At 47.5% G+C, this 15,173-nt stretch carries 13 protein-coding genes and 2 pseudogenes; 3 read left to right on the top strand and 12 right to left on the bottom strand.

All coding sequences use genetic code 11. The features are described from left to right. Position 1: 1 nt before the first annotated feature. A complete protein-coding gene (locus tag HPS55_RS08160; RefSeq protein WP_172177393.1) occupies positions 2-754 on the bottom strand; it encodes a DUF1349 domain-containing protein in 753 nt (250 codons plus the stop codon). A 91-nt stretch (positions 755-845) separates the two neighbouring features. Here HPS55_RS08160 and HPS55_RS08155 point away from each other — a divergent pair, with 91 nt between their 5' ends. After that, positions 846-1,613: a response regulator transcription factor gene (locus HPS55_RS08155; protein ID WP_172177394.1), complete on the top strand. Its 768-nt coding sequence runs from the start codon at positions 846-848 to the stop codon at positions 1,611-1,613. Positions 1,614-1,630: 17 nt separating this feature from the next. Here the strand turns inward: HPS55_RS08155 and HPS55_RS08150 are convergent, their stop codons facing one another. The 5 genes and pseudogenes from HPS55_RS08150 to HPS55_RS08130 form a co-directional block, all read right to left on the bottom strand. Then, positions 1,631-3,139, bottom strand: coding sequence for a mobilization protein (locus tag HPS55_RS08150; RefSeq protein ID WP_172177396.1), 1,509 nt, complete (start codon positions 3,137-3,139; stop codon positions 1,631-1,633). 343 nt (positions 3,140-3,482) lie between these two features. Next, positions 3,483-3,701, bottom strand: a complete 219-nt coding sequence (locus tag HPS55_RS08145) for a hypothetical protein (RefSeq protein WP_172177398.1) — start codon at positions 3,699-3,701, stop codon at positions 3,483-3,485. 90 nt (positions 3,702-3,791) lie between these two features. Then, a pseudogene (locus HPS55_RS08140) lies at positions 3,792-5,038 on the bottom strand (primase-helicase family protein). Next, complete coding sequence (locus HPS55_RS08135) at positions 5,025-5,354, bottom strand: helix-turn-helix transcriptional regulator (protein WP_172177400.1); 330 nt, start codon at positions 5,352-5,354, stop codon at positions 5,025-5,027. Before HPS55_RS08135 ends, HPS55_RS08140 begins: the two are co-directional and overlap by 14 nt. Before the next feature lie 208 nt (positions 5,355-5,562). Then, positions 5,563-6,588 carry an ORF6N domain-containing protein gene (locus HPS55_RS08130; protein ID WP_172177401.1) on the bottom strand — a complete coding sequence of 342 codons (1,026 nt, stop codon included), beginning with the start codon at positions 6,586-6,588 and terminating at the stop codon, positions 5,563-5,565. Positions 6,589-6,782: 194 nt separating this feature from the next. Here HPS55_RS08130 and HPS55_RS08125 point away from each other — a divergent pair, with 194 nt between their 5' ends. Then, positions 6,783-8,003 carry an ISL3 family transposase gene (locus HPS55_RS08125; RefSeq protein ID WP_172178763.1) on the top strand — a complete coding sequence of 407 codons (1,221 nt, stop codon included), beginning with the start codon at positions 6,783-6,785 and terminating at the stop codon, positions 8,001-8,003. Positions 8,004-8,087: 84 nt separating this feature from the next. Here HPS55_RS08125 and HPS55_RS08120 read toward each other — a convergent pair whose 3' ends face one another. The 3 genes from HPS55_RS08120 to HPS55_RS08110 all read right to left on the bottom strand — a co-directional run bounded on the left by HPS55_RS08120 (position 8,088) and on the right by HPS55_RS08110 (position 9,892). Then, positions 8,088-8,450, bottom strand: coding sequence for a DUF5056 domain-containing protein (locus HPS55_RS08120; protein ID WP_172178726.1), 363 nt, complete (start codon positions 8,448-8,450; stop codon positions 8,088-8,090). Continuing rightward, the gene (locus HPS55_RS08115; RefSeq protein ID WP_172178724.1) at positions 8,440-8,979 is read right to left on the bottom strand and encodes an RNA polymerase sigma factor; all 540 of its coding nucleotides are present in this window, start codon (positions 8,977-8,979) and stop codon (positions 8,440-8,442) included. Before HPS55_RS08115 ends, HPS55_RS08120 begins: the two co-directional genes overlap by 11 nt. A gap of 61 nt (positions 8,980-9,040) precedes the next feature. Further along, positions 9,041-9,892, bottom strand: coding sequence for a DUF6249 domain-containing protein (locus HPS55_RS08110; RefSeq protein ID WP_172178722.1), 852 nt, complete (start codon positions 9,890-9,892; stop codon positions 9,041-9,043). A gap of 119 nt (positions 9,893-10,011) precedes the next feature. On the opposite strand from HPS55_RS08110, the gene HPS55_RS08105 reads away from it, so the two are divergent. Then, on the top strand, positions 10,012-11,481 hold the full coding sequence (locus HPS55_RS08105) for a methyltransferase RsmF C-terminal domain-like protein (RefSeq protein ID WP_172178720.1): 1,470 nt from the start codon (positions 10,012-10,014) through the stop codon (positions 11,479-11,481). Between the two features lie 22 nt (positions 11,482-11,503). Here HPS55_RS08105 and HPS55_RS08100 read toward each other — a convergent pair whose 3' ends face one another. The 3 genes and pseudogenes from HPS55_RS08100 to HPS55_RS14380 all read right to left on the bottom strand — a co-directional run. Then, entirely contained in the window at positions 11,504-12,646 is a 1,143-nt protein-coding gene (locus HPS55_RS08100) for a cytochrome d ubiquinol oxidase subunit II (RefSeq protein ID WP_172178718.1), read from the bottom strand. Between the two features lie 40 nt (positions 12,647-12,686). Next, complete coding sequence (locus tag HPS55_RS08095) at positions 12,687-14,294, bottom strand: cytochrome ubiquinol oxidase subunit I (RefSeq protein ID WP_172178716.1); 1,608 nt, start codon at positions 14,292-14,294, stop codon at positions 12,687-12,689. A gap of 134 nt (positions 14,295-14,428) precedes the next feature. Beyond that, a pseudogene (locus tag HPS55_RS14380) lies at positions 14,429-14,644 on the bottom strand (DUF4492 domain-containing protein); the annotation flags it as partial. Between the last annotated feature and the right edge of the window lie 529 nt (positions 14,645-15,173).

Here is a 15,173-nt window from a genome sequence, read left to right as displayed (position 1 = left end):
GTTATTCTCCCATGCGGAAGTCTCCCACATTGTCATGGCTTAATGTCACGTCTTCGATACGGCTTGTGCATCCGCCACGTTGCGGACACTGGCTGCTAATGCCGAGATAGATACTATCGGGGTAGTAGTTGCGGTACAGACGCACCATGTGCCACTCTTTTTTGTCCAATGAATAATAGCTGGCTATAGTCCGAGTGTCGGAAGATATTTTCATATAGACCGACTTTGCGTCTATCCGGTCATGGTTGTTATCATCGGACGTGCCTTGTGTCCGTACCGATACAATGCGGTGGTTGCCATATTCGTCCTGTTCAAAAGCAAGTTTCTGCCAAAGTGTATCGTTGACATACACAAAGAGGTCGGCGGCATTGTAAAGCCCCTCGGCTGTGATTTCCGGGGTGACCTTGGCTGTCAGGGTAAATGGCTTGGTATTGTCTGTCGGAATCAACAACACGGGAAGCGTGTTGTTTGACAGCTTGCCCTCGTTAGGGTCGCAGAAGAAATCGAGTCCTTCCCTGCAACGGAACTCCAGCGCCCCATCGGCCAACAAGCTAACACATGTGTCCGCGCCATTGATGGAGCGGGTAAAAGTAACATCACCCACCTTTATTTCACATTCTGCCATCTGGCTACTTGTTGAGGTTGCGTTATCTGTCAAATTTGCCTCCTCCAATTTGGGCGAGTTCTTTTGCTGACAAGCAACTAATGTAATACACCCTATAAGGAATGCGCTGAATAAAACAGTCTTTTTCATCTTATTATTTCATTTATTATTTATAATTTTGCCGGCAAAGTTAGGTAAAAAGGCAAAAACCTACAATGGTTAAAAATAACCAATTAGGGGCATGATAGAGCAAGAGAATGAACTAAAATCGCTGTTGACCGAGCAACCGTTTGAAGGCATTGAGAATACAGACCTGTTACTTGCCCAGACAAGGGCACGTGCGAAAGGTTTTGCCCTTGCCACCGAAGGTATAGCTGTAGTGTCTGATTTCAAAAACAACGAATGCCACATTTACGCTGGCAGATTCGGACAAACTACAATGAATCTCCCTCAATATACGATTGACCATAATACGGCCTTTGAGAACAGCATATTCAGCCAAACCGATGAAAACGAACTTATTGAACGTCATGTACTCGAACTACGTTTCTTCAACTTCATAAAAGAACTGCCTGTCAAAGAAAAAGCCTGTTTCTCGGCTTCATGTATTCTAAGTTTTTACAAAAAAGAAAGTAACGAGAGGGTGAAAATGTTGCATACAACGAGATATTTCGGTTATAGCTCCGATGGGAGCGTCCTGTTCGGTTTGTGTACATACATTCCATATCCCGTCTCTTATGACCGACAAGACGGAATCATCTTTAATGTACTGACAGGAGAGGTGGTCGAGCGAGAAAAATATGAAGCAAGTGACCGGAAAATTCTTAGCCAACGGCAACTTGAAGTTCTGTCGTTAATAGCCAAGGGAGTGTCAAGCAAGCAGATTGCCGATAATCTCAATATATCGGTTCATACCGTAAATCGTCATCGGCAGGATATTTTGGCTGCATTGAAAGTCGCAAATACCGCATCGGCCGTGGAAATCGCGTTAAGAATGAATATTATTTAATTCCTATAATGCCTTGATTATCGTTGAACACCTTTCATCCTTTTGTAAATTTTACAGTCATAAGCACCATTAGCAACATCGCCAACCTCTTTGAGTGTTTGGCTATGTTTTATTTCGTCAAATGGTTTTCGGCTTTCCGCATAATCACAGAGCCATGCACCGACCGCTTTTTTCTGTTCGGCAGTATCTCCATATTCCTGCATCACGCTTTTTATGTTAGCAGCTTCGGACGGGGTAAAGAAAGACTTGTGCCGCTCTGTCCCGAAATGGATAATAGCATCTATGGCTCGCCTAAATACTTCGCTTGCCTTATAAAGCAAGTCCGCCAATGTGTTTAGGACATATCGGCTCGCTTTCAATGCGCTTTGCAGCAAACGTATGGTCTTATCTTTCTCCTTTGTGGCGGTAAGGACGGCTTGGCTTATGCGGCGTTGTTCGCCATCCTCCTGCTCTTGAAGAAGTTTTACCACCTTGTCCCGTTCAATGGTAAGAGAGCGGCTTAGCACCAGTGCCCTGTCACGCTGGGCTTCGGCTTCCTGCTTCTTGGCAACCAAGGCTCTTGTCAGTTCATCAACCTTGTTCTTTACGACAATGGGAAAAGACTGCTTTATCCTTTCGTTCTCGGCACGGAGCGTTTCATTCTCTTTTTCGATAGCCGCATACTTACCTTTGCCGAAGAAGTTGGCTAATCCAGACTTTATGCTGTCGGTATTCTCCTTGTCCGCCGCTGCCTTTTTCCGTCTAAGTCCGGCAAGTTCCACGCCAAGGGAGAGGTTGACTTGCTCCAGTTCCTTGTTTTCTTTCTCCATATTGCGGTGAGCCTCCTCCGCCTGTTCTTTGGCTGCAATGGCTTGTTCCGCTTCCTGTTTCTGTTTGGCAAGTATGAAGTCGGCACGTTCCAAATGTTCCTTTCCCGTGACCTCCTTTGAGCTGCCCCTTTCCATTTCCAGACACTCAGCCAAAAGTGTCTGCATATTGCTCATGGCTTTCTCGTCCAGCTTGCAGGACTTGCCCGTTTCGTGGTTCATCCAATCCCAGACGATATGGGCATGGAGATTGGGCTTCCACGTGGCATTGTCGCCGGGCGTTCCGTAATGCCCCTCGTCACGGTGGATGAAGATTTGCAGGGCAGTGATACCCCACCTCTCGTTGCAAACTGTGCAAAAGCCCTGCAACTGTTCCATTGTGGTGTCTTTATTGATGACAACCACTCCCTCTTTCAGTGGCGTGCTACCACGAACTATGGTCACCTTTCCAGTCTTTTTGTTCACTCGCTCACGGTCTTTGGTCTGCATCGCCCGACCCGTCTTTTCCTTGACCATTGCGGCTATCTGATTGTAGCGGTCGGTCAACGTGGCTTCACCGAAATCAGGTGATACCCACGTCTCATTTCCTGCCATTAGGTCGGTGCGGATGTAGAACTTTTCCTTGCGGATGTTGACGAGGTATTCCGCTGTCCGTTTGTTGTGCGCCTCGCTGCTGCCGATGTTGCACGGCTTTATGTTGATGGATGTCTTCTGTGCCATGAGGTTTGTCTGTATTTTAGTTTCATTGATGGGTTATTAGGGCTGCGTCCTAATCGGAGGGTGCAGGGAGAGTGTCACTTCCTGCTCCAGGTTCTTAGGGGTGGAAACCACTAAGCGGAGTTTCCAAAGAGAGGGTCACTCTTTGGTCGGGTTGCACAGGGCTGAAAGTCCTTGCCGGGTTCTTAGGGCAGCGTCCTAAGTAGGACGGGGCAACGCCCAGCCCCTCGGGAGAGCCCACAACTTCGGGAGCGCAGCGGAGAAGTTATAGTGAGCTATATCTGGGCAAGCCCAGTCAGCCAAGCCACGACAACGGAGTAACGCTGAAATCCCTCTTTTGTGCCGCTTAGCTCACCGTGCCTGTGTCGGTATCGTCCATGCCGTCAATCGTGCCGTCCTGCGCCTCTCTGTGGCTCTCTGCGCGGCTTCCGTTGGCTATTGCATTCTTTTTGTCTATGATTTGGAAATGCTCTATGTTGCCATTGCTGTCCTGCCCGTCAGCGGAATGGTCGGAAACTACAGACGAACAAAAGGGAAAAGAAAAATTTTCTCTTTTGGCCAGCAATATCCTTTGTTGAGCTTTGTTGAAGATGTTGTTGACTTATAAAGCGTTTATTTGCAAGCTATCTCTTGTTATTCATCACTTTCAACAAATTCAACGGTAGTCCTTCAATTTTTCACGGGTAACGGTGTAAAAGCGTCCTACCTTTTTGGGCGAAGCAGAATATTTCTGTCCCGGCAACACAGATATTTGATAGGTAGAATAAGATAACGCATTAAGCGCAGGCTCCAGTTTCCAACATTGTTGCAGGACATTCCTTACCTGATGGCGCTCCACTCTTACCATCGAATAGTTGAACAACGCCAACAGGTCGTTGATGCAGAAATCCACCACATCCACCTGCATGTTGTCCATGATGTCAAGCAACAGCTCTGCCATATCAAGCTCAATGCGGCTGCGGTTGCAGCGGATGATTTTCTCCAAAGCTGCCGTGCGGATGAGTGACGGCGCAAACCACATACGGCTTTTTTCTTTGGTGGTCAAGTCCCGATGTTGCAAGTGGTATAGAAAAGCAGGTATCTCGTCTTTCAGTTTCTGCAAGAATGATGTATCGTCCTTTTCCAATTTGCGTACCTTTCTCACCCAATAGCGTGTTGCTTCCGGTTCAATGTACACGGGGAAGTTCTCGTTATTGGAACACAATACGAACTTGGCGAAAAACTGTACCTCGTAACGGTCTTTCCCTTTAGCTTCCATTTTGTAAGAGTGTGCCGTACTAAGATTCTTCAACCGTTCACTGTCTTCCCTCCTGTTGAGAAGAACCTCGTCCACCACAATCATCAGCTTGCCCGCCCAGTCGGCATTGAATTGACTGCGGAAATCCTCGTTTGTATTGAACGTGACGTTTTCTTGAAACAATGCTTTCAGAAAGTTCAAGAATGTACTCTTTCCAGTGTTGCGTTCTTCCGACACCAAGAGAAGTATCGGCAACTTCTGTGTCGGCTTCAGGTACAACAATTGGAGATAGTCTATTCCCATTTCGTGCTGTTCGCCAAAGATATGTCCAATTAGTGATTGTATATGCCTGAAATCCCCCTCTACAGGTACGTGTGTTATCGGCTCATAGAGGTTGTAGAAGTTGTTCACGTTGTGCCTGTAGTCCGTATGGCTTGGCATCGTGCAGAAACCGTCATATTTAGGAATACTTGCCACATCATCCTTGCTGTGGTCTTGCCGAACACGCTCATCTTCCACTCTACACGCATTTTGCGGAACGAACCATTCATCATTGGCTGATTGAGAATACGAAATAAGGTTGTCCCTACTCGGACATACTCTTCCTCCACTTTCTCGGTAATCTCGTTCTCATGTGGTATGAGTTGGTTATCAAATTTTTCCATTTCCAGAGATTCTATTTGTTTCACCCAAAATGCGCTTTACGTCAGAGTAGCGGTATCTCACTTTGTTTCCTACCTTTACCGTTTTCAGATAATTACGCTTGTTCCAAAGCCATAGGGTTGTGTCGCAAACGCCACACATACTTTTTACTTCTTCACGTGTCAGTAACCTATCTTCATTGGTGGCTTTGAGAGCTGCTGCCACCTCGTTCACCGCACGGTTGATAAGCTCGTTAGAGAAATTGCGCAGGTCTTCACTCGTAATCTCCAATTTGATATTGGCTGTGCCGTTGGAGATGATTTGCATTAAATCAGTCATAATATATGCGTGCTGCCAGTAGCCCGACACAACCATTCCGACAGCATTACAAATGATTGCGCCACCGCTCCGATATTGGAACGATGGCGCAAAAATATAAATGGAATTTTCTGTAATTCAATAATTTACATTTCGTTGTTTTCGCCGAAATCGTGAACGAAAGAAACGAAATATGAAACAAGCCAAATTCGTCTATCTTGACTTGGATTTACTTCAACGTCAATGCAGGGTTTTGAATAAGTCGGTCTATTACCGGGTGATAAATTCCACCATCAGTTACGGCTGTAATGGTAGTAACTTTATTTCCTCCATCTTTGGATGATGCACCGCAATGATAAATCTGTTCATCAGCAGTATTGTAATCAATGACGATATACCTGTCATGGAATATGCCGCCCGAAGTATGCAATGAGATAGTAACATTGGGATATTCCCGACAGAAATCATCGAACTCCGTTTTATGCAAGCGGTTGCCGATATTGTCGGAGAATATCGTTATATTCACATTGGCAGGAACATCTTTCAAAAGAACCAATGTCTTCAACCCAATGTAGTTATCCACAACGAATATGGTTCTCTTGGCTGTACCATAAATTTGTTGGTATGCCAAATCCGATTCCACGGGATGACCGTTGAGTATCAGCCAACCTCTTCTAACGGAAGGATTGCTGAAATCAAGCATGACGTTCGCCAATTCCGATTTGGTTACGACATTGCCCAATGTGTCAATTATGCTGGCAACCTTGTCATCCACCGCAGACAAAGAATTTCGCAAATCCAGCAAGTCTTGCGTGTTTTTTGTGGTCTGTAAGGACAATTGCAGGTATTCCCTTTGCCCTAACAATGGCTGGTTATCGACAATGTAGTCTTTCATTTGCTTGAAGATGCGAATAAGTGCCTTGCTTTGTTTTGTCGCAAGCTCGCCTTTCAAGACGGTCATGAGCATATAGATACCTTGTTCGGTGAAAACGTATGGGTTGTATCGGCGACCGCCCCAACTTGAGGTGGAATTTTTGCACCTCAAGATTTCACACTCTTCATCGGTCAACTGGAACATGAAGTCCTGTTCAAACTTCTCAATGTTATTCTTCACTTGGCGATTGAAATCTTTGGTGCTGTAACCATAGATTTTAGCTAAGTCAGTATCTACCATTACACGAGTTCCCCTGACATAGTATATATGGCCTTTCAGATATTCGTCATTTATTTCTTGGGCTATGATGTCTTTATCCATATTTCAAAATTAGTTATATGTTCAACTATTTGTTGTCTGTGAGATAAGCCCTCCATTCATTGATGAACGACCTTTCAATGCCACAGTCTTTATTTGGCTCATCCGACATTTCGAGTGATAAAGTCAATAAAAAAAATAAAAGAAAACTGCCGAAGTTTTTGTATATTTGAATAACCACAAACAAATATATAAAAATGAACAGCAGTTTTCTATATCATGCATGGGGCCTATATAGCCTTGAATGTACAAGAGAGGAATACAAAGGTAATACAATTATTCTTCATGTGCAAAGCAAAAAGCCTCAAAAGACTTGTCCCAAATGCGGAAAGTGCAATTTGGTCAAGAACGGATACCGTACAAGGGATTTCCTTGGTTTGCCTATAGGAGGCAAGAAAATCATCATACGTATGAAAGTTCAACGCTACAAGTGCAAATGCGATGGCTGCGATTACGACCAACAGGAAAACATACCGTTTGCGACAGGCAGTTGTTCCTACACCCACCGTTTTGCAAAACATGTGGTAGACTTATTGCGATCCATGACCCTGAAAGACGCTGCGGCAAGGCTGGACATAAGTTGGGACATGGTAAAAGAGATACATTCACGGTATCTTGAAAGCCACTATTCCCCTCCATCTCTTGATGGGGTGGAATGTATCGGCATAGACGAGTTCGCAGTCAAGAAAGGTCATATATACAAGACGATTGTAGTAGACCTGCTCAGTGGCCGCATCCTCTATGTCGGTGAAGGCAAGGGGGTTGAAGCATTGGCGGATTTCTGGAAGAAGGTAAGGCGCAAGAATATATCAATCAAATATGTAGCAACAGATTTGTCCGCAGCTTTCATTAGCTCTGTTCTTGACAACTGCCCGAATGCCATACACGTATTTGACCATTTTCATGTTGTAAAGCTGATGAATGACAAACTTGACGATATACGGCGAATGCAGTATAATATGGAAAAGGACATCAACAAACGCAAGGTGCTCAAGGGAACCAGATATCTGCTGCTTGGGAATGGCGCTGACATCTATGACTCGAAATACAAGACGAGGCTGGAAAATGCCCTGGCAATGAACGAGCCTCTGTCAAAGGCTTATTATCTGAAAGAACAGCTGAGGGAAATCTGGGCGCAGGGATGTAAGGAGGATGCGGAAAAGGTCTTGGCGGATTGGGTGGATCAGGCAAGGGAAAGTAAAATACCCCAGTTACAAAAGATGGTTATGACTGTATTGGCTTACAGAAGAGGAATACTATCATGGTATGATTGTCATATCTCAACAGCCAAAGTAGAAGGGATAAACAACAAGATAAAAGTAATGAAACGCAATGCATATGGCTTTAGAGATGAAAGGTATTTCAAACTAAGGCTATATGCACTGCACGACTGTCGCATCACTCGAAATGTCGGATGAGCCTTTTTCTTTTCCTATCCGCCCTTGTTTGGCTCACCGGAATATTCGAAAAGTCGAAATATCGGCAGCCCCTTTTTGCTTATGTCACACTGGCATTCGTCCAGTGTCTACCCATTTGTATATGCCGAAAGCAGATGCGACAACCATGACTATGGTCATCGGTGCATAGCAAATGCCTGGCGTGTCGTATGTTGGCAATGTGCGCACAAACACTTCAATGTATGTTGCCGCCAGTTCCCAAAAATGGAAAGCGAACGAGAACGCAAGACCGATGGCCACGCAAAAAAACGTCCATAAGCGCGAAATGATAATGGTGTGGCGCGATATTGGCGCGATAGTATCAGGCAGACTGCGCATTACGCGGTGGCTGAATCCGTTGTCCTCAATCTCTGTCTTGCGTGCTTCGCTGAACAGTTGTTCTATAATTATGTTGTCGTTATCTGTCATATCCGTTGTTTTTTAAATATGTTGCAAGTTTCTCCTTACCTCTCGATAGGTGTGATTTCACCGTGTTCAGCGGCATTCCTGTTATTTCTGCAATCTTGTCTATTGGCTGTCCGTCAATCAGTTGTAGTGTTATACACGATCGTTCCACGGTTTTCAGCCTTGCCAAAGCGTCGTATATGTCCATTTTCAGGTTGCTGTCCGTTGAGGCGGTGTCGGGCCGTGTAGCCACAGCAGTGTCTATGTCGTCGCTGACATGGTGTGTGCGTGTATAGTCGTAGAAAACGTTGTATGCTATTCTGAACAGCCATGTCTGGAAGCTGGATAGCCCGCGAAATTTCGTTATGTTGACGTATGCCTTGACAAATGTGTCTTGTGCAAGGTCGTCGCTCAGCTGGACATTTCCCAATGTGTGGCTCAGGAAGAACCGTCGTACGGGCGACTGATACTTCCTCACAAGCCTGTCAAAGGCCCGTTTGTCGTGTAATACAGCCACTTGTGTGACAAGGGTTATGTCGTTCAGCTTGTCCATTTTTTCAGTTCCGGTTGGTCTGTCTGCTGCTTGATGTTTTTTCCGTTATGGTTCAGCGGTGTTAGAAATTCTCAAAATCGTCGCTGTCATTTACACTGTTCCTGTCATTCGGGTTGTCATGTCTCTTTTGCGATGTGCGGGCGATTACAGCTTGTCCCGCGCCATAAAACAGTACGAGGAATCCTATACCGATGCCTGTGGAAATGTCCATGAAGCCGAAGAGGAACATCAGTCCTATACCGACAAAGACATTCTTGATACCCTTGCGCCATAGAATGTCATCGTTGGATGTTGCATACGGTTTGTTGTTGAACATGTCGGGTATCGGCTGTCCGTTCTTTATTGCCATTTCTACAAGTTGCAGTTTCTGCTTACGGCTTTTGTATATGAAGTAGAACAATACGATGAGTATAGCCACGGGCGATATCACAAAGATGATGAGCAGTATCAGCAGTGTGTTCACCATGCCGCTGCTTATCCATGACAAACCGTTCATCATATGGTTGAGACTGTCCTCGTCCATATTTACCTGATATGAATATTGGTGCTGTCCGTATATGCTGTCAAAGTTTGTCGACGATGTATCAGAGTAAGCCTCTATGCCATCGTTGTTCCCGTCTGTGTTGTCGGTATCGGTTGTCAGCGTTGTTCTTGAACTGTTCTTTGCCTTGGCACTGTGCTTTGTGCTCTTCTTAACTGTGAAATCGTGTGTGTCAGTGGTGCCTTGTTTTACCGTGGCAGCGTCAGTATTACCTTCGGAGGTGTTTTTTTTCGCGGTTTTCCGGTTGTTGTCTGTTGTCTGTCCGTCGTCGGTTATCGTCGTGCGCGGGGTGTGCCTGTGCATTTGTTGCACTGTAGAGGCGCTTGCCGTCATGGCTGCCGTTATGACCAATGCTATAAGATAATTTTTCATTGTTGTCTTTCTTTATATTGTTTTTATTTGTCTGTTAGACGTAAGTAGTATTGAATAAGTTGCAAAGATGCGATTTTTTTTTCTAACTTTGCAACATTCAATGACAAAAAACGAATGCGATGAACTTGCCAGACAGTTTTATCCGATATACCAGCCGCCTGATGGGCGACGAACTATACGCCCGTTTTTCAGACGGACTCAACGAGGAAGCTCCCGTAAGCATACGTATCAACAGGCTGAAGAGCCGCGGCCGTTCGGTGGCGGGCACAGCCGTAAATGTTCCATGGTGTGGCGACGGCCGTTATCTTCCGCAGCGTCCTGATTTTACGTTCGACCCGCTTCTGCATGCCGGTTGTTATTATGTGCAGGAGGCATCGTCCATGTTTGTCCACCACGTGTTGCGCAGTCTTGTCTCTACGCCTGTACTTATGCTAGACATGTGTGCCGCTCCCGGTGGCAAGTCGACTGCGGCAGCGAGCGCCTTACCCGAAGGTAGTATACTGATGAGCAACGAACCGGTGCGTGCCCGGGCAAATATTCTTGCCGAGAACATGATGAAATGGGGCTCGCCCGATGTAATAGTTACCAACAACTATCCCCGTGACTATGTCCGTTCGGGTCTTGATTTCGATGTGATTCTATGTGATGTTCCGTGTTCGGGAGAAGGGATGTTTCGCAAGGATGAAGGAGCGGTAGAAGAGTGGAGTCCGCAGAATGTTGACGCTTGCAGCCGGCTCCAGCGTGAGATTGTTGCAGATGCTTGGCAATGTCTGCGTCCGGGCGGCCTGCTGATATACTCCACATGTACATTCAACGCCACCGAGAACGAGGAAAATATCAGGTGGATTGTCGACGAACTTGGTGGTATGCCGGTTGCTGTTCCGGTGTCTGAAGGGTGGGGGATATGTGGTTCTCTGCTTGCAGACTTTACCGCTCCCGTATACCGTTTTATCCCCGGATGTACCCGTGGCGAAGGTCTTTTTATGGCAGTGTTGCGGAAATCACCTGACGCAGAGTCTCCTATAATCCTCCGAAAAGGGAAGCGGTATGTGCAGGATAAATATGACAATGGCAACAAAAAACGAAAAGATAAGGCCATTGCTGCATCCTTGGTGTCAAGGGATATTGAAAAGATTGTTTCCGGATGGACATCTTTTGTATCCGGAGATGAGCATATCGAGCCGGCTCTCCGGCAGTCCGATGTCTGTGTCTTGGCGCTTACTCCGCATCTTGCCAGGTTGTACGATGCCGCTTCTCTGTCGCTCCGTGTTCTTTCGGCGGGCGTCACTCTCGGCAATGTCAAGGGGCACGATATCGTTCCTAATCATTCTCTTGCCTTGTCTTCGGTGCTTTGTCCTGATGCTTTTCCCGTAGTCCCGCTCACATACACGCAGGCCGTTGCCTATCTGCGTCGTGAGACAGTCGCCCTTCCGCCCGACACTCCGATGGGCTTTGTTCTTGTCGCCTGGCACGATGCCGTGCTCGGTTTTGTGAAGAACATCGGAAACCGTGCCAACAATCTGTATCCTCAGGAATGGAAGATAAAAAGCACCCATGTGCCCGATAGAGAGCCATGGGTGCTTGTATGACGTTTTATACAGGCACAGCCGGTCAATAAGCCTCGTCTTCCGCCATTTCTTTTTTCGTAATCTTACGGTTGTCGATTGACCGCCATGCGTATATTATGTATGCGAGTACAATCGGTATGAAAAAGCTCACTATGGCCATGGTGTGCAGTGTGAATTCGCTGCTGCACGAATTGGATATGGTCAGCGAACTCTGCAGGTCGGCGGCGGATGGATAGTAGGCCGTGTCGTTCCATCCGGCACATAGCATAAGTGCAAGAACGGTGAGCACCGTGCCGATGCCGGCCGGCCATATGCCTTTTATATATGTGCGGCTGACAATGGTACGCACGATGCCGTAGAGCACCGATACTACACCAGCGAGCAGCACTACCGACACATACCACATGTCGACAAGATTGTTCAGATACTTCATAGGTTCCATCGTAATTAGCCCCGTGGTAGGATCAGCGGCATAGCCGTCCTTGAGAAGCGTGCGCACGAGGAACGCCACAAAGAGTATAACGAACGGTATGGCCGTCCCTACCAGGCGTACACTGCAGCGGCAGCGTATGTCCTCATCATCGATATTGTTCATGAAGTAAAGCAGTCCGAGGCATCTTGCAAGGAAGAATACGGCAAATCCGAGCACAAGGTTCCACGGGTCGAGCAGGGCATCGAGGCCGTGACCGGAGTTGGCCCACCGGCTTATCACCGGCTGTATGCCGCTCACCATATTGTCCTTGTCTATAAGGAAGTTGGAACCGTTGAAGAATGTGGCCACAGCACCGCCGAGCAGCAGCGGACCAACTACGCCGTTGACAACGAGAAACCACTGGAACGTGCGCGGGCCGAGCAGATTGCCCAGTTTGTTCTGGAACTCGTAGCTCACCGCCTGAAGTACAAACGAGAACAGGATAATCATCCACAGCCAGTAGGCTCCGCCGAAACTTGTACTGTAGAACAGTGGGAACGAGGCGAAAAAAGCACCTCCGAAGGTTACGAGAGTGGTGAACGTCAGTTCCCATTTGCGTCCTGTAGAGTTGACGAGCATGCGGCGCTCTTCGGCAGTACGTCCGATAGAGAAAATCACGGAATTGCCTCCCTGGACGAAGAGCATGAACACGAGCAGGGCTCCAAGCAACGAAACGAGGAACCACCAATATTGTTGCAGAAATTCGTATGTCATATATGTAGATTGTTAATATAAACGGTTGTGGATTGATGTGTCACTTGTTGTCGCTGATTTCTTGCAGTTCCTTTTCCGGACCCTTCTTTATCTGTTTCAGCAGAATGCTAATCTCTACGGCGAGCAGTGTGGTGAAGAGGGCGAGGAAGATGAAGAACGTAAGCATGATGCTGCCCGAACCGACGTTGCTCACGGCCACCCACGTAGGCATCATGTCCTGTATGGCCCACGGCTGACGTCCGAATTCGGCCACGAGCCATCCCGATTCGCTGGCAATATAGCCCAGTGGCAGCAGCACGATGGCGGTGCGGTGGAGCAGGCGGTAGCGGGTGATGTCCTTGCGGAAAACGACGAACAGCACCACGGCGAAGAAGACGATGAACAGCGTGCCGAGTCCGACCATCACGCGGAAAGCATAGAAGCACAGCGGAATGTAAGGCACGAGCTGCGCCTTGTCCTTGATATATCCGTATCCGAAGTATGGCATGTTCTGCTGCAGTCCGTTGCGCAGTATCTCGCGGCGGGCCGTCTCCTGTTTGGACAGTTCGCCCGTGCGGGCCTTTGCTCCCAATTCGCGGTATTCCTTCAGAGCCAGTATGGCCCGCTGGCCGCGGCGTATCTTTTCGTCCATGGATATCTCGCGGGTGTTGTTCTCGAGCATATATCCGCCCCGCATTATATCGTTGATGCCCGGCACATATCCGTTGATGTCGCGTGTGGCAAGGAACGACAGACCGTAGGGTATGGCGATGCGCAGCGGCGGTTCGCCTCCTGTCTTGTAGTCGGGCTGTCGGAACGGATTGACAAGGGCTATGGCCGTCAGTCCCTGGTCGTGGCCGCCGTCGTAAAGTGCCTCCATGGCGGCCAGCTTCATCGGCTGTACCTGTGCCACATTATATGCCGAGCCGTCGCCCGTGTGCACGGCGAGCAGCGACGCCACCAGTCCCACAGCGGCTCCGATTCTGATGCTTGCCACGGCAAGTTGTTTCTCGCGGCCTTTCAGCAGATAGTAGCAGCTCACGGCCACGACAAAGAGAGCACCGATAATCCATGCCGACGTGACTGTGTGGCAGAACTTGTCGACGGCAAACGGCGACAGTGCCACCTCCATGAACGATGTCATCTCGTTGCGCATCGTGTCGGGATTGAATGTGCATCCCACGGGATACTGCATCCATGCGTTGGCTACGAGTATCCACCATGCCGAGATTGTGGCGCCCAGCCCGGTGAGCCATGTGGCGGCAAGATGGAATCCGGCCGACACCTTTTTCCATCCGAAGAACATTACGGCTACAAACGTGGACTCCATGAAGAAAGCCACGATGCCCTCTATGGCCAGCGGCGCACCGAATATGTCGCCCACAAACCATGAGTAGTTGCTCCAGTTGGTGCCGAACTCGAACTCGAGAATGATGCCTGTGGCCACGCCCATGGCAAAATTGATGCCGAAGAGCTTTTGCCAGAATTTGGCCGTGTCGCGCCAGAAAGGTTTGCGGGTGCGGTAGTAGCACGTCTCCATGATGCCCATGATGAGTGCCAAGCCCAGTGTGAGCGGAACGAAGAGCCAGTGGTAGATGGCGGTGAGGGCAAACTGTGCTCTCGACCAGTCTACAGTGGCTGCGTCGATGTTTAAGAGAATGTTTGTCATAAGTGTTATTCTGTTTTGTTGTTTTTATGGGTAGTTGTCGGTATATCGGTTTGGTTCTTGTTGTCTTGACCGGTTTTGCCGGTCTCCGGGCTGACATTGTCTCCATGTCGGCCGGACAGTCCTGCAGTCTCGCCACGCTTTATCATTTCTGTAGCCACATAGTCGTCTTCGCAGCCTTGTCCGGCGTTTTTGGCAAGAAAGTCAGGCAGTAGCAGCAGTCTGAGCACGACAAATATTATCACCAGCTTGATGATGATAATCGTCCACAACGTCCGTCCTATTGTCATATGGCGGAAGCCGTCGGCATAGAGGTCGTATATCCTGCGAGGCAGATTGTCGGTTTTGCTCATTCCGTTCTGTCGTTTGATGGTTTTGGTGTCATCGGTGCTTCCTGCGTTGTGCCTAAGGTAGCTTGATTGTCAGTTGCAAACTTACAAAAAATCTTTGGAATAATCGCTAAAATAACAAGGTATATTGTAAAAACTTAAACACAAAATGTTTGTAATACCAAATAGAATTGCTCTGAAAACACGGAAAAGTCAGTCTACTATTGCTACAGTTTATATTTGCAGTCACGGCCTTGTTGGATTGTCATGGTGGCTTTGCGGGAAAATGAAGTCAATAAGATTACTTGGTAAAGTTATTAATTTTAAGGTGTAATATTATTAACTTTAAACAGTAAAGTTATTGACATTAAATTTGTTTTTCATTTACATCATTTTATCATAGTGCCGCCGTGACATGCCGCTGCGCTCTCCCCGGGCTGTGTGTTTGTTGCCCCGTTGGGTAGGGTGTCCAAAACTTGTCGCTCATTTCTGGAATCATAGTCAAATAAATATATTAAGTTAGTCAACAGAATCAAACTACATAATCACTCGG

The organism is Xylanibacter rodentium (genome assembly GCF_013166575.1).
Classification (GTDB): Bacteria; Bacteroidota; Bacteroidia; order Bacteroidales; family Bacteroidaceae; genus Prevotella; species Prevotella rodentium.
This window is presented reverse-complemented; position numbering and strand designations above follow the sequence as displayed.